Genomic DNA, 19,630 nt, shown 5'->3' on the forward strand with positions numbered 1-19,630 from the left:
GGCGGCGGTCACCAGGACCCGCTCGGCACCCCCGGCGACCAGCATGGACTCGGCGACCTGGACGGCGTTGAGCACCCCGCAGGCGCCGTTCATCATGCGGAGACACCGCCCGTCAGGCTTCAACGACGGGACGTGGCCATGGGATTGACGGAGCAGCGGATCAGCCGGCGCACCCTCGGGCGGGCGGTGCTGGCACTCGGCGCGGCGGGCACCCTCGGGGCGGTGACCGGCGTGGCGGCCCCGGCGGCGGCCGCGGCCCAGGTGCCCGGTGGGGCGGACTGGATGGCGGCGCTCCCGTCCGGCAGCCCGCTGGCGCGGCTCACCGTACCGGGGACGCACGACACCTGCTCGCTGCACGGCGGCCCGATCACCCAGACCCAGACCCTCTCGGTGCCCGACCAGCTCGCGGCCGGGGTCCGCTTCCTCGACATCCGCTGCCGGCTGATCGACGGGGTGTTCGCGATCCACCACGGCCCGGTCTTCCAGGAGATCTTCTTCGGCGACGTGCTCAACCAGTGCCAGGCCTTCCTCGCCGCACACCCGCAGGAGACCCTGCTGATGCGGGTGAAGCAGGAGTACTCCTCCGCCGCCGCGGCCGACTTCGCCGCGGTCTTCGAGGGCTACCGGGCGAGATGGGCCGGGCTGATGTGGGGCGAGAGCCGGGTCCCGCAGCTCGGCGAGGTCCGCGGGCGGATCGTGCTGCTCGCCGACAGCCCGGGCCTGCCGGGCATCGGCTGGGGCGGCCCGCTCACCGACATCGAGGACGACTACGACATCGGGACGATCTTCGAGATCGCCTCCCGCAAGTGGCCCGAGACCTCCGCCCACCTGAACGCCGCCCGCGCGGCCACCGACCCCCAGCGGCTCTTCCTGACCTTCACCTCCTCCTCCGGCTGGGGCCTGTGGCCGCGGCAGGCCGCCGACGCGATGGGCTCCCGGCTGAACGGCTACCTCGGCGGCCTCGACCACGGCGCCCGCCCGGTGCTCGGCACGGTGCCGATGGACTTCGTCACCGCCGACTCGGTCCGCCGGCTCTACGCCCTCAACTTCGGCGGCTGACCGGGCCCGGCCGCACGGCCGCCCGCGGCTCCGCACTGTTGACACCGCGGGCGGCCCGTCCCTAGCGTGAGGCCGATCATTACCGGCTGGTAGGGAAGTTCATGGACGCCGATCGCCCGTACGACCTGGTCCTGTTCGGCGCCACCGGATTCACCGGGGCGCTGACCGCCGAGTACCTGGCGGCGCACGCGCCCGCCGGCTGCCGCTGGGCGCTGGCCGGACGCAACCGGGAGAAGCTGGAGGCGCTGCGCAAGCGCCTCGCCGAATCGGCACCCGGCTGCGCGGACCTCCCGCTGCTCACCGCCGACGCCACCGACCCCGCCTCGCTGCGCGAGGTCGCGGCCTCGGCCCGGGTGGTGATCTCCACGGTCGGCCCCTACCTGTGGCACGGCGAGCCGCTGGTGGCCGCCTGCGCCGACGCCGGTACCGACTACGTCGACCTGACCGGCGAGCCGGAGTTCGTGGACCTGATGTACCTGCGGCACCACCGGCGGGCGGTGGAGACCGGCGCGCGGCTGGTGCACTCCTGCGGCTTCGACTCGGTGCCGCACGACCTCGGGGTGCTGTTCACCCTGGAGCGGATGCGCGAGCGCGGGGAACTGCCGCCGGACGCGCCGGTCTCGGTGCGGGGCTTCGTCCGGGCCGGCGGCATGTTCTCCGGCGGGACCTTCGCCTCGGCGCTGTCCGCGATCGGCCGCCCGCGCGAGGCCGCGCGGGCCGCCCGGGCCCGCCGGGACGCCGAGCCGAGCCCCGCCGGACGGCGGATCAGCACCTCCGCCGGGCGGATCCGGTACTCGCCGCAGGCCCTCGCCTGGGCCGTGCCGATGCCCACCATCGACCCCGTGGTGGTCGGCCGTTCCGCGGCCGCCCGCGCGGACTACGGCCCGGCGTTCCGCTACGGGCACTTCGCCGCGGTCAAGCGGCTGCCGGTGCTGCTCGGCGGCGGCGCCGGTCTCGCCCTGCTCGCGCTCGCCGCCCAGGTCCCGCCGCTGCGTACGGCGCTCGGCCGGCTGCACCGGCCAGGCGCGGGGCCGAGCGCCGAGCAGCGGGCGGCCTCCTGGTTCACCGTCCGCTTCGCGGGCCAGGCGCTCGGCAGCGGCGCGGCCCCGCTGCTCACCGAGGTGTCGGGCGGCGACCCCGGGTACACCGAGACGGCCAAGATGCTCGCCGAGTCCGCGCTCAGCCTCGCATACGACGACCTGCCGCCCGCCGCCGGACAGGTCACCCCGGCGGTCGCGATGGGCACCGCGCTGATCGACCGCCTCAGCGCCGCCGGGCTGCGGTTCACCGTGCTGGACACCCCGCCCACCGGCGCCCCCGGCCGCTGAGCGCTCCCGGCCGCTGAGCGGCGGCGGCCCGGGCGGCCGCGGGGTCACTTCCGCAGCGAGGGCGCGGGCAGCTCGGGCCGCCGGCGCGCGGGCACCCTCGGCGCGGGCACGGCCGACAGCCCGGTGGCCAGCAGCACGAACCAGACCCCGACCAGCACCAGGTGCGCGCGCTGGGTGACGCCGTGCCAGCCCGGGTACCCGAACAGCGGTCCGACGGTGGCCACGGCGGTCGCCATCGCGGCGGTCAGCACGACGGGCCCCCGGCGCGCGACGCCCGGCAGCCGGGCCGGGTCCCGGCGGGCGGCGAGGATCAGCAGCGCCATCGAGGCGAACAGCGCGAAGTGGACCAGGGCACTGGTCAGCGTGTGCCACGGGTTCACCACCTCGCAGCCGGGCTCCACCGAGGCCGCGCAGCGCATCGGCACCATCACGTCGGCCACCGAGAACGCCGCGAACCCCGCCAGCGCCCCCCAACCGGCCCGCCCGAGCGCACCCCGCCAGGCCGCCAGCGCGGTCAGCGCACCGGACGCCACCAGCGCCGCGGCCACCAGCTCGACGGCCCCGAACAGCACGTGGAACGGCTGGTCCGCCGCGTACAGCTCGCTGGCGTAGGAGTTGGCCGGGTCCAGGCCCGTGGGCAGGAAGAACTCGAGCGGCCAGTCGTTGTAGACCACCGCCCCCGCGGTCAGCAGCATTGCGGCTCGACGACGCGCGGGCGGCAGGTGCACGGGACTCCCTCGGCAACGTCGGTGATCGGACCGGTCGGACCGACGCTGCCAGGGGTCACCGGCTTCCACAACCGGCGTCACCCGCCGGGGTGATGCCGGGGTGACGCCGGCTCAGGCGTCCGCCGCGCCCGCCCGCAGCATCTCCTCGCGGGCGACCACCTTCACCCGCTCCCGGCCCTCGCGGGCGCCGAGCGCCCGCTCGTGGGCGTCCAGCCGCAGCCAGCCCTCCCAGGTGGTGAACTCCACGCCCCGCTCGGCCAGGAACGCCGGCACGGCCTCCTCGGCCGGCACCTCGGCGGTGCGCAGCCGGCCCGCGCGGTGGTCCGCCACCAGGCAGGCGACCGTCTCGTTGGCGTCGCCCTTGGTGTGGCCGATCAGGCCGACCGGGCCGCGCTTGACCCAGCCGGTGACGTACGTGGACGGCAGCGGCGCCCCGGCCTCCAGCACCCGGCCCGCCTCGTGCGGCACGGTCGCGGACAGCGGGTCGAACGGCAGCTTCGGCAGCTCGGCGGAGCGGTAGCCGACGGCCCGGTAGACCGCCTGGACGTCCCAGTCCCGGTACTCGCCGGTGCCGGTGACGTTCCCGGTGCCGTCCAGCCCGGTCCGCTCGGTGCGCAGCGCGGCGACCCGGCCGTCGGCGCCGAGGATCTCCACCGGGGACTCGAAGAAGTGCAGGAACAGCCGGTGCGGCCGGTCACCGACGTCGCGGATGGCCCAGTTCTCCAGGGTGGCGGCCACCATGTCGGCCTGCTTGTTGCCGCGCCTGGTGGCGATCGAGCCGTCGTCGTAGTCGATGTCCTCGGGGTCGACGATCACCTCGATGGTCGGGGAGTGGTCGAGCTCGCGCAGTTCCATCGGGCTGAACTTGGCCTGCGCCGGACCGCGGCGGCCGAAGACGTGCACCTCGACGGCCCGGTTGGCGATGAGCCCGGTGTGGACGTTCGGCGGTATCTCGGTGGGCAGCAGCTCGTCCGCCGTCTTGGCGAGGATCCGGGCGACGTCGAGCGCCACGTTGCCGACACCGAGCACCGCGACCCGCTCCGCCTCCAGCGGCCAGCTGCGCGGCACATCGGGGTGGCCGTCGTACCAGGAGACGAAGTCCGCCGCGCCGTAGGAGCCGTCCAGCTCCGAGCCGGGAATGTCGAGCTCGCGGTCGGCGTCGGCGCCGGTGGCGAAGACCACCGCGTCGTAGAACCGGTGCAGGTCGTCCAGGCCGATGTCGTCCGGGTAGCCGACGTTGCCGAACAGCCGCACCTGCGGCTTGTCGAGCACCTGGTGCAGCGCCGTCACGATGCCCTTGATCCGCGGGTGGTCCGGCGCGACGCCGTAGCGGATCAGGCCGAACGGCGCGGGCAGCCGCTCCAGCAGGTCGATCGACACACCGGGTTCGGTGGCGAGGCCGGACTTCAGCAGGGCGTCGGCGGCGTAGATCCCGGCGGGGCCGGCCCCGACGATGGCGACCCGGACGGGACGAGGCATGGCGGCGCTTCCTTCGGTCGGCACACGGCCGGAGGACCGCCGACCGTGACCGCCACCCTCTCGGCAGCCCGGGCGGTGCAGTAGGGCACCCGGCCCTATGGGGTCATAGGGCCGACCTATGGCCCGGGCGGGAACAACCGGCCCGGACCCGGCGCCGTCGTACGCGGGGAGCACCAGTCGGGAGCACCACCGGCGGACGGGAGAGACCTCCCGGCCAACGCCCGGCCGCTGATCGAGGACACCATCGTGGCCGGCGCCCGCACCGGCCGGTGCGCCGCCCTATGAGCCGCCCTATGAGACGGCCGGTGGGGCGGCGCCCGCCGGGCCTACCGCACCATCGCGGCCAGCACGCTGCGCCAGTCCTCGCCCGGCTCCTCGCGCAGTACCTCGGCCAGCGCGTCCGAGCGGTAGCGCCACGGCCGGGCCAGCTCCGGGTCGGCGCCCGCGCCCAGCTCCACCGGGCTCGCCGAGCCCAGCAGCCGGACCAGTTCGGCGGCCAGCTCCGGCCAGCCGACATGGCCGCCGACCGCGTTCAGCACCCGGCCCGCCTCCCGGCCGGAGTCGTCGAGGCAGGCTGTGACGGCCCGCGCCAGGGCCGCGGCGTGCACCCAGGCCGCCCCGTACCAGGCGTGCCCGTCGGCCGGCGGGTCGGGCAGCAGCAGCGGCCGGCCCGCCTGCGCGGTCTGGAACAGCTCCCCGGTCGCGCCCCAGCGCAGCTGCTCGCGCAGCCGCCGGTGCGGGCCCCAGACGATGGGCGAGCGCACCACCGTACCCGCGCCGCGGCCCTCGGTCCCGGCCGCGGCCAGCAGGATCCGCTCGCAGTCGAGCTTCGCCCGGCCGTACGCGGTGACCGGCAGCGTGGCCGGCGCGCCCTCCGCCACCTCGACGCCCGGCGGACGCCCGTACGCGTCGATGCTGCTGACGAACACGAAGCTGCCGTGCCGCCAGGCGTCCACCATGGCGCGCATCGCCGCGACGTCGACCTCGTGCGCGGTGAAGGTGCAGGCGGCGTGGACCACCGCGTCGACCCCCCGGACGGCCGCGCGCAGGCTGTCCAGGTCGGCCAGGTCACCCTCGGCGACCTCCACCCCGTCCAGCGCCACCAGGTGCGCCGACTCCGCGCGGGCCAGCGCCCGTACCGGGCGGCCCTGCGCCATCAGCTCCTGGAGGACGGCCGCGCCGACCCCGCCGGTCGCGCCGGTGACCAGCACCGTGCCCGGCCGCACCGGCCGGCCCGCCCCCGCCCCCGCGCCGAGGCCGGGGCGGCGGGCCTGCACCGCGCGCCGCTCCGCGTCGCGGGCGTCCAGCAGCGCGGCCAGTGCCCGCGGGGTGCGCTGCTCCAGGATGTCCAGCCCGGTCAGCGGCAGGCCGGTGCGCAGCCGCAGCCGTTCGGCCAGCTGCACGGCGACCAGCGAGTGGCCGCCGAGCAGGAAGAAGTCGCCGTCGGGCCCCGGCCGGGTGCCGAGCAGCTCGCCGAACGCCGTCCGGACGGTCTCCGTCCGCTGCTGGTCGCCCGCCGCCGGCTCGGGCCGCGGCTTCGGCACCGCGCCCGGCAGCCTGGCCGGCTCGACGGCGCCGTCGGCGGTGCGCGGCAGCGCGTCCAGCACGGTCACCGAGGCCGGCACCTGACCGGCCGCCAGCAGCGAACGCAGCCGCAGCCGCAGCTCGGTGCCGGACACCCCGGCCGGACCGCGGCCCACCGCGTACGCCAGCGGCGCGAGCCCCTCGCGCTCCAGCAGGTACGCCTCGCGGACCCGCGGGTCGGCCAGCAGCGCGGCCTCGGCCGGGTGCCCGGACGCCAGCCGCTCGCCGGGCAGCTCCGCGAGGTGCCGCCCGCCGTCCTCGGCGACCGCCGTGAGCAGCGCGGCGAAGCCGGCGGCCAGGCGTTCGCCGGCCGGTCCGGCCAGCGCGTCCGCGTCGTGCTGGACCAGGCAGCGCGGCTGCGGGCCGTCCTCCACGAACAGACCGAGGTCGAACTTGGCCAGCCCGAGGTCGACCTCGACGGCCTCGGCCGCCAGGCCCGGGAGCTCGAGCGCGCCCGGCGCGGTGACCAGGTCGCAGGTGACCGAGAGCAGCGGCGAGCCGTCCCGGCCGCGGGCGGCCGCCCCGAGCCGCTCCACCACCAGGTCGAACGGCACCTCGTGGCGCCGCTGGGAGGCCAGCAGCGCGTCCCGGACCCGGCCGAGCAGCTCCTCGAAGGCCGGGTCGCCGCCCAGGTCGGCGCGGACCGGCAGGGTGTTGACGCACAGTCCGACCAGGCGGCGCAGCGCGGGCCGGGAGCGGTGGCTCGACGCGCAGCCGAGGGTGAGGTCCGCCTCGCCGGTGGCCCGCGCCAGGGTGGCGAAGGCGGCGGCCAGCACCACGGTGAACAGGGTGGCGCCGTGGGCCCGCCCGAGCGCCCGCAGGCCGTCCAGGGTCCCGGCCGGCAGCGGTACGGTGTGCAGCCGGGCGGCCCGGGTGCGCGGCCCCGCGGGGGTGGCCGGCCGGGGCAGCGGCACCGGGCGGGCCCCGGCGAGCTGCTCGGCCCAGGCCGCCACCTCACCGGCGAGTTCGCCGTCGCGTCCGCGCTCCCAGCGGGCGAAGTCCGCGTACTGCAGCTCCGGTTCGGCGGGCCGTGCGGCGCCGGCGCCCCCGGCGGCGTACAGCCGGGCGAGCTCCCCGGCGACGAGCGGCAGCGAGCCGCCGTCGACCGCGATGTGGTGCAGGGTGATCAGCACGGTGTGGTCGGCCGGGCCGTGGCGCAGCACCAGGGCCCGCAGCACCCGCCCGGAAGCCAGGTCGAACGGGCGGGCCGCCTCGGTGCGCAGCAGCTCGGCCGCCGCGTCGTCGGGGGCGTCCAGCACCGGCACCTCGACGGGCGCCGGCGCCACGGCCTCCTGGTACGGCGCGTCGTCGCCGTGCTGCCCGTACCGGGTGCGCAGGATCGTGTGCCGGGCGGTCAGCGCGGTGAGCGCGGCGGCCAGGGCGGCGGTGTCCAGCGGTCCGCGCAGCCGGGTCGCGAGCGGCACATTGTACAGCGCGCCGGCCTGCCCGAGCCGGTCCATCAGCCACATCCGGTGCTGGGCGTGCGAGAGGGGGGCCGGGCCGTCCGCGGGGCCGCGCGGGATGTCCGCGGCGCGGTCGGCGCCGGCCCGCAGGCGGGCCTGCCGCAGCAGGTCGGCCTGGCGGGCGGCGGGGTGGGCGGTGTCGGTCATCGGTTCTCCGTGCGGTGGTCATCGGCCCCGGTGGGGTCGGCGAGCGCGTCGAGCAGGGCCCGCTCGACCAGGGCGGCCTGGCCGGCCACGGTCGGGTGGGCGAAGAACTCCGCGAGCGTGAGGTCCACGCCGAGGTCCTCGCGCAGGTCGTCCACCACCCACATGGCCATCAGGGAGTGCCCGCCCTCGGCCAGGAAGTCGGCGTCCGCCCGCTCGACGGGGTGGCCGAGCGCGCGGGCCCAGACCTCCGCCACCTCCTGCTCGAGCGGGGTCAGGGCGGCCGCCGGCGCCTCGGCGGGCGGCGCGGCGCCGTCCGGCCCGGTCTCGGCCAGCGCCCGGCGGTCGACCTTGCCGGTGCCGGTCAGCGGCAGCGCGGCGACCACGGCCCAGCCGGTGGGCACCAGGTGGGCGGGGAGCCGCTCGGCGAGGTACCCGCGCAGGGCGTCGCCGGCCGGCCGGGCACCGTCGGCGGGCACCACGAACGCGGTCAGCGCCGCATCGGGCGTACCGGCCCGGTGGACCACCACGGCGGTCTCGGAGACCTCGGGGTGGGTGCGCAGGGTGTGCTCGACCTCACCGGGCTCGATCCGGAAACCGCGGACCTTCACCTGGTCGTCGGCGCGGCCGTGGAAGTCCAGCGCGCCGTCCGGCCGGACCGAGACCAGGTCGCCGCTGCGGTACATCCGCCCGGCGCCCGGGATCTCGCGGAACCGCTGTGCCGTCAGCTCCGGCTGGCCCAGGTAGCCGAACGCCAACCGGGTGCCGCCGATCCACAGCTCACCGCGACCGCCGGCGGGGACCGGCGCGAGCCGCTCGTCCAGGACCAGGACGGTCGCGCCGCCGAACGGCCGCCCGATCGGCACCGGGCCCGCGCAGCCGGCCTCGGTCAGCGGCTGCAGCGTGGTGAAGGTGGTCGCCTCGGTCGGGCCGTACGCGTTGACCAGCTCCAGCCACGGGAAGGCCCGCAGCACCGCGCCGGCGTGCTCCGGCGACAGCGCCTCGCCGCCCACCAGCAGGGTGCGCAGCAGGCCGAACACCCGGGAGCGCCGGGCCGCCAGCTGGTGGAACAGCGCGGTGGTCAGGAAGGTGTGGGTGACACCGAACCGCTCGACGTCCCGGGCCAGGTCCTCGGCGGTGGGACGTTCGGCGGGCGAGACCATCACCGCGGCGCCGGCCGCGAGCGGCGCCCACATCTCGAAGCTGGAGGCGTCGAAGGTCGACGGCGAGTGGAACAGCATCCGGTCACCGGGGCCGAGCCGGACCGCGTCCGGGGCGGTCACCAGGCCGGCGATGGCCCGGTGCGGCACCTCGACGCCCTTGGGACGGCCGGTCGAGCCGGAGGTGTACAGCACCAGGGCGAGCGCGCGCCCGCCCTCGCAGGCCGGGTCCGGGCCGCCGGCCGCCGCCTCCGGCAGACCGTCGAGGTCCAGCGTCAGCGCCTGGCCGGCCGGGATGCCCGCCTCGGCCAGCAGCGCCTTGTCGCCGAGGGTCAGCGTGACGCCGGCGTCCGCCAGCATCCCTGCGGTGCGCGGGCGCGGGTGGGCCGGGTCGAGCGGGACGACGTGGCCGCCCGCCCACCAGACGGCGAGCTGGGCGACCACCAGCCGGGTCGAGCGGGCGGCGAGCAGCCCGACCGCGCTGCCGGGGCCGACCCCGTGCGCGGTCAGCTCGGCGGCCAGGGCGCGCGCCGCGGAGACGAGTCGGGCGTAGGTGAGGACGGTGTCGCCGTCGGACACGGCGAGCGCCTGCGGCCGCAGTTCGGCCTGACGGGCGACCAGGCCGGGTACGGCGCCCAGGTGGGAGAGGTCGAGGTCCATGGGTGGTTCCCTTCCGGGCGCCCCGGCCCACGGCCGGGGCGCCCTGCTACGTCGGGCGGTCAGGAGACGGGCACGCGCTCCGGGCGATGGGCCTCGACCAGCGCCGCCAGGGCCCGCAGATCGGGCTGGCGCAGCAGCTGCGGGGCGCGCAGCCGCACGCCGCACTCCTCCTCCAGCGCCACCAGCAGCCTGGCCGCGGCCAGCGAGTTGCCACCCGCGTCGATGAAGTTGTCCAGCGGCCCGAGGTCCGCGCGCCCGAGCAGCGAGCGGCACAGCCGCAGTACCGTGCGCTCGGTGTCGGTGGCCGCGTCGGCGTCCTCCGCGTCCTTCGCGTCCGCGTCCTCGCCGGCCGTCTCGGCGGCCATCAGCGCGGCCCGGTCGACCTTGCCGTTGGCGTCCAGCGGGTAGTCGTCGACCATCCGGACCACGGTGGGCACCGCCTGCTCGGGCAGCCAGCGGCGGACCTCCGGCAGCAGGTCGGCGCCCTGCACCGGGGCGTCGCCCGGCTGGACGAAGGCGAGCAGCCGCGCGGTGCCGGCCGCATCGCGGCGGACCGCGACCACCGCCCGCCGCACCCGCGGATCGCGCTCGAACGCGGCCTCCACCTCGGCCGGCTCGATCCGGACCCCGCTGATCTTGACCTGGTCGTCCAGCCGGCCCAGGAACTCGAGGACGCCGTCGGCGCCCATCACCACCCGGTCGCCGGTCCGGTACACCCGGTCCACGCCCTCGATCCCGGGCGGCGCCGCGACGAACCGGCGGGCCGTCAGCTCCTCGTCCAGGTAGCCGAGCGCCAGCAGACCGCCGCCGACCCGCAGTTCACCGCTCTCGCCGCGCGGCACCGGCACCCCGTCCGGGTCGGTGACCAGCAGCACCGCACCCGGCACCGGCAGACCGATCGGCGGCGCGCCCGTGCCGCCCGCACCCGCCGGAATGGTGTGCACACTGGTCACCACGGTCGCCTCGGCCGGCCCGTACGCGTTGTGCACGTGCGCGGTCACCTGCGCCGACGGGTACCGGCGCAGCCGGTCCCCGCCGATCGACAGGTGACGCAGCGCCAGCCCCTCGGGCCACGGCAGGTCGAGCACCGGCTCGGCCAGCGGGGTGGGCAGCACGGCCACGGTGATCCCCGCCGAACGCCACCAGTCGGTGAGCGCCGCCGGGTCCCAGCGCACCGCGTCCGGGGCCACGCTCAGCGCGGCGCCGGAGGTCAGCGTCCCCCACAGCTCCATCAGGTGCGGGTCGAAGGCCACCCCGATCAGCAGGCTGTGCCGGTCGCCGGGGCCGAGCCCGGTCAGCCCCCGGTACCAGTGCAGCATCGCGGCCAGCGAGGGCTCGCCGACGGCGACCGCCTTCGGGACGCCGGTCGAGCCGGAGGTCAGCACCGCGTAGAACGTGCCCTCCGGCGCGGCGGCCGCGCCCTCCGCCGACGGCCCGAAGGCCGCCACCACGGCACCCGCCGCGGTCGCGCCCTCGGCCGGCACCGGCAACGGCAGCTGCTGCACCGCCCGGTAGGCGGGCGGCAGCAGCGCCGGGTCGCCGATCAGACAGCCCAGCCACAGGTTCTCGGCGACGGCCTGCAGCCGCCGCTCGCCGGGCCGCGGACCGAGCGGCAGGTGCACCGCGCCGAGCCGGGCCACCGCGAGGGTGACCGCGACCAGCGCCGCCGAATGGTCCAGGCACACCCCGACCAGCTCGCCGGGGCGCACCCGGCCGCGCAGCGTCCCGGCCACCTCGTCGGCGAGCCGGTCGAGTTCGGCGTAGCTCCACTGCCGCCCGCCGTCGGTCAGCGCGGGCGCGTCGGGGGTACGGCGCACCCAGTCGCCGAACAGGTCGAGGACGGCGGCTTCGGGGACCGGCGCGCCCTGGGGCAGGCCGCGGACGATGGATCGTTCAACAGTCATGTCGTGTTCTCCGAACAGTCGTTGGCGGTCAGCCCAGGCCCATGGCCCGAGCGATGATCACCTTCTGGACCTCGGAGGTCCCCTCGATGATCGTCATCATCCGGACGTACCGGTACAGGAACTCCAGCGGATGCCCCCGCACCCACCCGGTCGCCCCGTGCACCTGCAGCGCCCGGTCCACCACCCGCACCGCCGTCTCCGACGAGGTCAGCTTGGCCAGCGCCGCGTTCTCCGGCGCCTCGGTGCCCTCGTCCACCAGCCGGGCACAGGCCAGCGTCAGCAGCTTCGCCGCCTCCACCTCCGCCCGGCTGCGCACCAGGTGCTCCTGCACGTGCTGGTAGGCGCCGATCCGCTCGCCGAACGCCTCCCGCTCCCGGGCGTACTCGACGCCCAGGCGCAGCGCGTACTCGGCCACGCCGTCGCACATCGCGGCCACCACCAGGCGCCCGCGCGAGAGGCTGTCCATGGCCAGCGCCATCGCCGCCCCGACGCCCGCCTCGCCGCCGATCACGGCCGCCATCGGGACCCGCACCCGCTCCAGCAGCAACTCGAACATCGGCTCGCCGGACATGCCGTCGTAGCGCTGCCCGATCCGCAGGCCCGGGGTGTCCATCGGGATCGCGAACGCCGTCGCCCCGCCGGTCGGCCCCTCACCCAGGTCGGTGGCGGTGACCACCAGCGCGAGGTCCGCCCGGTCCGCGTTGGAGACGAAGGTCTTGCGGCCGCTGATCACCCAGCCCTCGCCGTCGCGGACCGCCGTGGTGGTCAGCCGGAACGCGTCCGACCCGGCCTGCGGCTCGGTCAGTGCCAGGCAGCGCGCCGACTCCCCGCGCACCAGCGGCACCAGGTACTTCTCGATCTGCTCCGGGGTGCCGTGCCGCAGCAGCGGGCTCGGACCGTCCGAACCGGCCAGCGCGTACGGTGCCAGCGAGCAGCCGCTGCGCCCGGCCGCGTGGTGCAGCAGCACCACCGCGGTGAACGGCATCCCGGAGCCGCCCAGCTCCTCCGGGTAGTCGCCGGCGTAGAAGCCCAGCGCGGCGGAGCGCCTGCGCACGTACGCCCGCAGGTCGGCGGGCGGCAGGTCCGCGGTCTCCGGCAACTCGGCTGCCAGCGGGACCAGTTCGCGCCGGATGAAGCTCTCGAAGGCCTCGACCAGTTCGCGGTGGTCCTCGGTGAGGACGGCGGAAGGGGCGGAGCTCACGAGCGGCCTCCGGTCAGGGCGCGGGCCTGGTCGGCCAGGACGGGGTTCTGGAACAGCACGCGCAGCGGCGGGCGGCTGCCCAGGTGCGGCTCCAGCCAGGCGGCCAGCTGGGCGGCGAGTAGCGAGTGGCCGCCGACCTCGAAGAAGTGCGAGTCGGCCGCGAACCGGTCGTGCCCGAGCACCTCCCGCCAGGCACCGGCGACCAGCGCGAGGCCGGGCTCGGTGAACTCCCTGGCTCCGGTGGGCTCCTCACCCGGCTCCGGCAGTTCGGCGAGCAGCCGGCCGAGCGCGGCCCGGTCCGGCTTGCCGCCGGGCAGTACCGGCATGGCCTCCAGTGCGACCCAGCTGCCGGGCACCAGCCCGCCGGGCAGCCGCAGCGACAGCGCGGCGTGCAGCGCGGCCTGGTCGGGCCGGTCCGCGCCCTCCAGGAAGCCGACCAGGCGGGGGCCGCCGGCCGACTCGCGGTCCAGCACCACCGCGCAGGAACGGCCGCCGAGTTCGGCCGAGGCGGCGGCCTCGATCTCCTCCAGCTCGATCCGGTAGCCGCGCAGCTTGACCTGGTTGTCCTGGCGGCCGAGGAACCACAGCCGCCCGTCCAGGTCGCGGAAACCGCGGTCGCCGGTGCGGTACACCCGCTCGCCGCCGAGCGCGGGCACGGTGACGAACCGGGCGGCCGTCACCTCGTCGAGGCCGAGGTAGCCGTCGGCCAGCGCGCCGCCACCGACCGCGAGTTCGCCGACCCCGCCGGCCGGCAGCGGGCGCAGCCCCTCGTCCAGCACGTGCACCCGGGTGCCGGGCAGCTCGGTGCCGAGCGGGATCTCCGCCGAGCCGGCCAGATCGGCCGCGGTGACCTCGTGCACCGTCGAGGTGACGGTCGCCTCGGTCACGCCGTACGCGTTCAGCACGGTGGCGCGGGTGCGCTCGGCGAGACCCGCCAGCGCGGCGGCCGGCAGCCGCTCACCGCCCAGCACCAGCAGCCGCGGTGCCCAGCGGCCGTCGCCCAGCGCCTCGGACAGCTCCTCGCGGACGGCGAGGAAGTAACTGGTCGGCAGGTTGGCGACGGTGACGCCACGGGCGGCCAGCACGGCGACCAGCTCCGGGCCGGTCGGCACGTCACGCTGCGGCAGCACCAGGCAGGCGCCCGCCGCCAGCGAGGGCAGCACCTCCTCCAGCGCCACGTCGAACGAGGGCCGGGCGAACAGCAGCACCCGGTCGGCCGCGTCCAGCCCGTACCGTCCGGCCAGCGCGGCGACGTAGCCGGCCAGCGCGGCCCGGCCGACCCGCACTGGCTTGGGCACGCCCGTCGAACCGGAGGTGTGGATCAGGTACGCGGCGCCCTCCAGCACCGCGGCGTCGCCGGCCGCGGGGAACGCCGGGCCGTCCAGCAGCGCGGGCGTACGGCCCTCCACCGGCAGCGCCAGCGCGCTCTGCCGGGTGGCCACCACCAGCGCCGGGTCGAGCCGTTCCACCAGCAGGCCGAGCCGGGCCGCCGGATCCTCCGGCGACAGCGGCGCGTACACGGCACCGGTGCGCAGGCAGGCCAGCAGCGTGACGACGCTGTCCACCCCGCGCGGCAGCACGGCCGCCACCGGCTGGCCGGCCCGCACCCCGGCGGCGGTCAGCCGCCCGGCCAGCTCGGCGACCCGGCGGTCCAGCTCGCCGTAGGTCAGCCGCTCGGCGCCGGCGATCACGGCCAGGGCGGACGGGTCGCGGCCGCTCAGCGGGTCGAGCACGGCCTGGTCGGCGGCGGTGGCCGCGGCGGGGGCGGGCTGCTCCTCGGCGGCGGCCAGGGCGGCCAGTTCGGACTCGGGGGCGTCGAGGTAGGCGCGCAGCAGGTCGAGCAGGCGGCCGGCGAGCAGTTCGGCGACCGGCTCGCCGAAGATGTCGGCGTCGTAGTCCCAGACCAGGGTCATCCCGGCCACGCCCTGGCGCTCGCCGACCATCCGGCGGTCGTCGGGCAGCAGCACCAGGTCCAGGTCGAAGCGGGTGGTGCCGGTGTTGAAGCCCTCGTACAGCGAGATCTCCAGGCCGGGTGCGTCGACCTCCGGCAGGGCGGCGTCGTGCGCGCTGAACATCACGCTGAACAGCGGGTTGTCGGCGCCACTGGTGTGCAGACCGAGCGAGCGGGTCAACTCCTGGACCGGGACGTCCTGGTGGGGCAGTGCCCGGAGCAGGGTGTCGGTCACCTCGTCGACGTTGTCCACCCCGCCCGCGGCCGGGTCGAGCCGAAGCCGCAGCGGCACGGTGTTGACGAACATCCCGACGGTGCCCTCGAAGCCGACCGGCCGGTTGCCGACCGCGGTGCCGACCATCAGCTCGCGGTGGCCGCTGTGCCGGCGCAGCAGTTCGCCGAAGAGGGTGAGCAGGGTGGAGAACGGGGTGTGGCCGTCGGCCTTGGCGCGCTCGCGCAGCCGCCCGGCGAGGTCGGCGCCGATCGACTGGCGCAGCTGGCCGCCGCGGTGGCGGCGGACCGCGCCGGGCCGGGACAGGCCGGGCAGCACCAGGTCGAACGGTGCGTCCCGCAGCTCCCGTTGCCAGAACTCCAGGCTCGCGGACCGGTCGCGCCCGGCCCCGGCCCGGGCGTGCTCCTCGTACGAGGGGGCGGCCGGCAGCCGGTACGGCTCGCCCAGCACCTCGGCGCGGTACACCGTGAACAGGTCGCGCAGCAGGATCGCGAACGAGTGCCCGTCGTGGATCAGGTGGTGCTCGACGTGCACCAGCCGGTGGTGGTCCTCGCCGAGCCGGACCAGGTGCCAGCGCAGCAACGGCGCCTCGCGGGTGTCCAGCGGTTCCTCGGCCTCGGCGCGCAGCAGCCGCTGGAAGGCGGCCTCGGGGTCGGCCTCGCCGGACAGGTCGCTGTCCCGCAGCCGGACCTCGGCGTCCGCGCGGACCCGCTGGTCCGGAAGGCCGCCGTCGTCGGAGGTCAACTCCAGCCGCAGGCCGGGGTGGTGGGCGATCACGGCGGCCAGTCCGGCACGCAGCGCGGCCCGGTCCAGCGGGCCCCACAGGTCGAGCGCGGCGGTGAAGTTGTAGGCGCGGCTGCCCGGCAGCAACTGCTCGTGCAGCCAGACGATCTCCTGCGAGGAGGAGAGAGCGAACATGGGTGGTCTTCCCTTGCTTGTGGCGAGAGTGGTGGTGACGCGGTGGTGTGCGGACGTACGGACGCGATGGCGTGCTGACGTGCGGACGTGGTGGTGCTCGGCGGTGCCGGATGGTGCGGGGGCCGGGTACCCGGGGTGCCGGGGGTGACGGCCGGGGGGTCAGTGCGCCGCGCCGGGCGCGGTGGCGCGCAGGTGGCGGCGGAGGGTGTCGAGCAGGGCGGCGAAGGCGTCGGCCGCGGCCGGGTCCGGCCAGTGCGCGCGGTCCCAGGCGAAGCGGACCAGCAGGTCCTCGCCGTGCGAGGCGGAGACCGCGAAGGGCGCCGCCAGCGGCCGTCCGGCGAGGTGGGTCTCCCGGCCGGCGGCGCCGCCGAGCACCAGCGGGGGACGGCGGTGCAGGTCCTCGAAGGTGAGCAGGCCGTCCAGGGTGCCGGTCCAGCTCGCCCCGGCGGAGCGGGCCGCGTGCACCACCTCGTCGAACGGGGTGTCGGCGTGGTCGAGGTCGTCCCACCAGCGGGCGCTGAGCTCCTCGAGGGTGGCCGGAGGGGCGGCGTCGGGGGTTGTCCGCTCGGCCGGTGCCGGACCGGTGGTGGCCGGGTGGACCAGGGTGTTCAGGAAGCATCCCAGCGCGGGCGGTGCGGCGGCCGGCCGGCCACCCCACGGGTACCCCAACGCGGGGGTGGCTCCGGGGCCGAGCAGCCGGTGGGCCGCCGCCGAGACGGCGTCCAGCAGGGCGGGGAACACCGCGCCCCGGGCCGCGCCGGTGGCGGCGGGCAGCCGGTGCGTCAGCATCCCGGTCGACACCTCCGCCGACCGCGCGCCCGGCTGCGGAAGGCGCCCGCTGCCGGGGCTGCCGCTGTGGTCGCCGCTGTGCCCGCTGCCCAGGGCGCCCAGCCGGGCGGCCCAGTGCGCCCGGGCCGCTCCGCCGGAGGCGGCGGCCTCGGCGGCGAGCTGGAGCTCGACGGCCGCCCGGTACTCCTCGACACCGTCGGGTTCCCGGTCGTGGTCCGGGCCGTGGTCCTGTTCCTGTTCCTGCGCCGGCTGTCCGTACGCCGCGCTCAGGCCCGCCGTGACGATGCCGAGGGACTGTTCGTCGCAGGCCGCGTGGTCGAGTGCGACGGCGAGAATCTCCTCCTCGTCGCCGGGGGCGGCGGCCAGCAGCAGCCGCAGTGCGGGCCCGTCGGGCCGCCAGGCGGCGAGTTCGCGCCGCAGGACGTCGTCGGCGCTCTCGCCGGGGCCCGCGGCGATCCGCCGGACCTCGGCCGAGGGCGGGCCGAGCCGCAGCACGGGCGTACCGCGCAGCGAGTCGAACCGGCCGCGCAGGGCGGGGTGGCGGGCCGCCAGCCGCAGCGCGGCGGCCCGGAGGCGGTCCGGGTCGACGGCGCCGCGCGGGAAGGCGAAGAACAGCGGGACGACGTCCGGCCGGCCGTGCGGATCGAGCCGCCGGGCCAGCAGGAACCGTCGCTGGGCACCGGTCACCGGCAGGATCCCGGCGGATCCGTCGGTGACCGAGCGGAAACGGGCCAGGTAGGCACCGGTGATGTTGTCGGAGGCGGACACGGGAACGGTGGTGGTGCTGGTGGTTCGGGAAGCCACGGAGGGTCTCCGGTCGGGGTTCGAGGGAGTGGTCAGCCGGTCGCGGGCGCGTTCGCGGGCGCGGGGTCGTCCGCCGTGGCGCTGTCGGCCCCGGCCAGGGGCTCGGCCCCGGTCTCCGGCGCCGTCGGCAGGTCGCGCAGGGTGCGCAGCGGGGACAGCAGCAGCGGCAGCGGCACGACGAGGAAGCCCAGGGCGCACACCCACAGCGCGTTGCGGGCCCCGGCCGAGGCCGCGATGGCGCCGCCGGCCAGCGCGCCCAGCGGCATGGTGCCCCAGACCAGGAAGCGCATGGTGGCGTTCATCCGGCCGAGCAGCGCGGGCGGGCAGATCGCCTGGCGGAAACTCACCTGGGCGACGTTGTAGGCCACCGCGCCGAACAGCACCACCGCCGAGGCGGTCCCGAACAGCAGCACCCCGGCGCCCCGGCCGGACAGCGGCCACAGCAGCGCGAACGGTGCGCTGACCAGGGCCGACAGCCAGATCAGCCGGGCCTGTCCGACCAGCTTGGCGAGCGGTCCCGCGCACAGCGCGCCCGCCAGCCCGCCCAGCGCGGAGACCGACAGCAGCAGGCCGATCGCGCCGGGGGAGAGGTCCAGCACCCGGACCCAGAAGACGGTCTGGACCGCCATCAGCAGCGCGGAGAAGAGGTTGGAGGCGGCGGTCGCGGCGGCGATCACCCGCAGCAGCGGGTGGCGCAGGACGAAGCCGATGCCCTCGCCGATCTCGGCCCGCAGGGAGCTGCCCGGTACGGGCTGCGGTGCGGGTTCCCGGGTCCGGATGCCGAGCAGGAGCAGCGCGGAGGACAGGTACCCGAGGGCGTCGGCGACGATTGCCAGCGGCGCGCCGAGCAGCTGGACCAGCCCGCCGCCCAGACCCGGTCCGCCGACCTGCGCCACCGAACGGACCGTCTCCAGCGCGCCGTTGCCCGACACCAGCTGTTCGCGGGGCAGCAGCTGCGGCAGGAAGGACTGGTGGGCGACGTCGAAGAAGACCGTCGCCACCCCGGTGACCAGGGCGACCACGTACAGCTGGGCCATCGTCAGGACATCGGTGACGGCGGCCAGCGGTACGGAGGCGACCGCCAGGCAGCGCACCAGGTCGGCCCGGATCAGCACCGGCAGCCGCCGTACCCGGTCGAGCCAGGCGCCGGCGGGCAGGCCGACCAGCAGGAACGCGGCGGTCTCGGCCGCGGTGAGCAGGCCTACCTGGAAGGGGGAGGCGTCCAGTTCCAGTACGGCGACCAGGGGCAGGGCCACCAGGGTCACCTGGCTGCCGAACTGGCTGGTGGCGGCACCGGACAGCAGGAGCCGGAAGTCGCGGTGCCGTAAGAGCGGGCCCCGTCCGAGGCGCTGAATGATGTTCATCTGTTCGACTGTCGGTGAAGAGCGCTATGCCGGGCAAACGTCCGGAACGATTCCGGTCGTCTCTCCCGCCCCGGCCGTCGTCCACGGGCAACTCGCCCCGGGGGTCCGGGTGGTGGCGGCCGCGCCCGCCCCCGCGCCCGGCCGGCCCGTCAGCAGGGGGCCGTCCGCCGATCGGCGGGGGTGGAGGCGATCCGTCCGTCTTTCGGACACACCCCGTCCGTCCATCGGACGGTTGCCTTCAGATATGGCCGGATCGAGTGGATTGAGGTTGATTCTTCATCTGTCTGTACGGGTGCTGTGATAGTACGTCCCCGATACCTCGCCGATACGTCCCCAGGGGCCTTGGGATCCGTACCGAAGCGTCTGCCGGCCCGTCACGGGCCTGTCACAGCGGCCGGTTCCGCCGCCCGGCTGTGCCACGGTGTGGACATGCGTATTCGAGTCATCACCATCAGCCTGGCCGCCGCGGCACTGCTCTCCCTGACCGCCTGCGGCAGCAGCGGCAGCACCACCGCCGCGCCGCAGGCTCCCGTCGCGAGCAGCGGCGCGGGCACCCCGGCGGGCAAGCAGCCCGCTCCGGTCGTGCCGAGCCCCAACGCGGCCCAGCAGGCCGGACTGCTGGCCGGCCTCAAGGCGATCAACCCGGCCCTGGCGGCCGACCCCGCCACGGCCGTGGCCGGCGCGCAGTACGTCTGCGCCGAGATCCACGCGGGCAAGGACGACGCCACCGTGGCCAAGGAGGCGGCCGCCAAGTTCAGCGGCGGCGCCGTCACCCTCAACGACGCGCAGGGCAAGGTCGTCGCGAGCGCCGTGAAGGCCTCCTTCTGCACCATGCCGTGACCCGCGAGGGCCCTGCGGCGCC

The 19,630-nt window shown here is 76.5% G+C and carries 12 protein-coding genes; 3 read left to right on the forward strand and 9 right to left on the reverse strand.

Annotated elements, in window-relative coordinates; translation table 11 throughout:
* Positions 1-138: 138 nt before the first annotated feature.
* Together AB0D08_RS26920 and AB0D08_RS26925 are read left to right on the forward strand one after the other, a co-directional pair.
* A complete protein-coding gene (locus tag AB0D08_RS26920; protein ID WP_051811964.1) occupies positions 139-1,059 on the forward strand; it encodes a phosphatidylinositol-specific phospholipase C in 921 nt (306 codons plus the stop codon).
* 101 nt (positions 1,060-1,160) lie between these two features.
* Positions 1,161-2,387 carry a saccharopine dehydrogenase NADP-binding domain-containing protein gene (locus AB0D08_RS26925; protein WP_033818970.1) on the forward strand — a complete coding sequence of 409 codons (1,227 nt, stop codon included), beginning with the start codon at positions 1,161-1,163 and terminating at the stop codon, positions 2,385-2,387.
* A gap of 44 nt (positions 2,388-2,431) precedes the next feature.
* Here AB0D08_RS26925 and AB0D08_RS26930 read toward each other — a convergent pair whose 3' ends face one another.
* From AB0D08_RS26930 to AB0D08_RS26970, 9 genes are all read right to left on the reverse strand, one after another.
* Positions 2,432-3,082, reverse strand: coding sequence for a DUF998 domain-containing protein (locus AB0D08_RS26930; protein WP_359892353.1), 651 nt, complete (start codon positions 3,080-3,082; stop codon positions 2,432-2,434).
* Between the two features lie 144 nt (positions 3,083-3,226).
* Positions 3,227-4,594, reverse strand: coding sequence for an FAD-dependent oxidoreductase (locus AB0D08_RS26935; protein WP_033818969.1), 1,368 nt, complete (start codon positions 4,592-4,594; stop codon positions 3,227-3,229).
* Positions 4,595-4,920: 326 nt separating this feature from the next.
* On the reverse strand, positions 4,921-7,788 hold the full coding sequence (locus tag AB0D08_RS26940; protein WP_359892356.1) for a condensation domain-containing protein: 2,868 nt from the start codon (positions 7,786-7,788) through the stop codon (positions 4,921-4,923).
* Positions 7,785-9,605 carry a non-ribosomal peptide synthetase gene (locus AB0D08_RS26945; RefSeq protein ID WP_359892359.1) on the reverse strand — a complete coding sequence of 607 codons (1,821 nt, stop codon included), beginning with the start codon at positions 9,603-9,605 and terminating at the stop codon, positions 7,785-7,787. Before AB0D08_RS26945 ends, AB0D08_RS26940 begins: the two co-directional genes overlap by 4 nt.
* Before the next feature lie 59 nt (positions 9,606-9,664).
* Positions 9,665-11,509, reverse strand: a complete 1,845-nt coding sequence (locus AB0D08_RS26950) for an AMP-binding protein (RefSeq protein ID WP_359892362.1) — start codon at positions 11,507-11,509, stop codon at positions 9,665-9,667.
* 28 nt (positions 11,510-11,537) lie between these two features.
* The gene (locus AB0D08_RS26955) at positions 11,538-12,710 is read right to left on the reverse strand and encodes an acyl-CoA dehydrogenase family protein (RefSeq protein WP_033822165.1); all 1,173 of its coding nucleotides are present in this window, start codon (positions 12,708-12,710) and stop codon (positions 11,538-11,540) included.
* A complete protein-coding gene (locus AB0D08_RS26960; RefSeq protein ID WP_359892364.1) occupies positions 12,707-15,811 on the reverse strand; it encodes an amino acid adenylation domain-containing protein in 3,105 nt (1,034 codons plus the stop codon). Before AB0D08_RS26960 ends, AB0D08_RS26955 begins: the two co-directional genes overlap by 4 nt.
* A gap of 159 nt (positions 15,812-15,970) precedes the next feature.
* On the reverse strand, positions 15,971-17,404 hold the full coding sequence (locus AB0D08_RS26965; RefSeq protein ID WP_359892367.1) for a non-ribosomal peptide synthetase: 1,434 nt from the start codon (positions 17,402-17,404) through the stop codon (positions 15,971-15,973).
* Positions 17,405-17,436: 32 nt separating this feature from the next.
* Positions 17,437-18,768, reverse strand: coding sequence for an MFS transporter (locus AB0D08_RS26970; RefSeq protein WP_359892369.1), 1,332 nt, complete (start codon positions 18,766-18,768; stop codon positions 17,437-17,439).
* 429 nt (positions 18,769-19,197) lie between these two features.
* Here AB0D08_RS26970 and AB0D08_RS26975 point away from each other — a divergent pair, with 429 nt between their 5' ends.
* Positions 19,198-19,608, forward strand: a complete 411-nt coding sequence (locus AB0D08_RS26975) for a hypothetical protein (RefSeq protein ID WP_033819254.1) — start codon at positions 19,198-19,200, stop codon at positions 19,606-19,608.
* The last annotated feature ends 22 nt before the right edge of the window (positions 19,609-19,630 follow it).

Origin of the sequence: Kitasatospora sp. NPDC048540 (genome assembly GCF_040651175.1) — a bacterium.
GTDB lineage: Bacteria > Actinomycetota > Actinomycetes > Streptomycetales > Streptomycetaceae > Kitasatospora.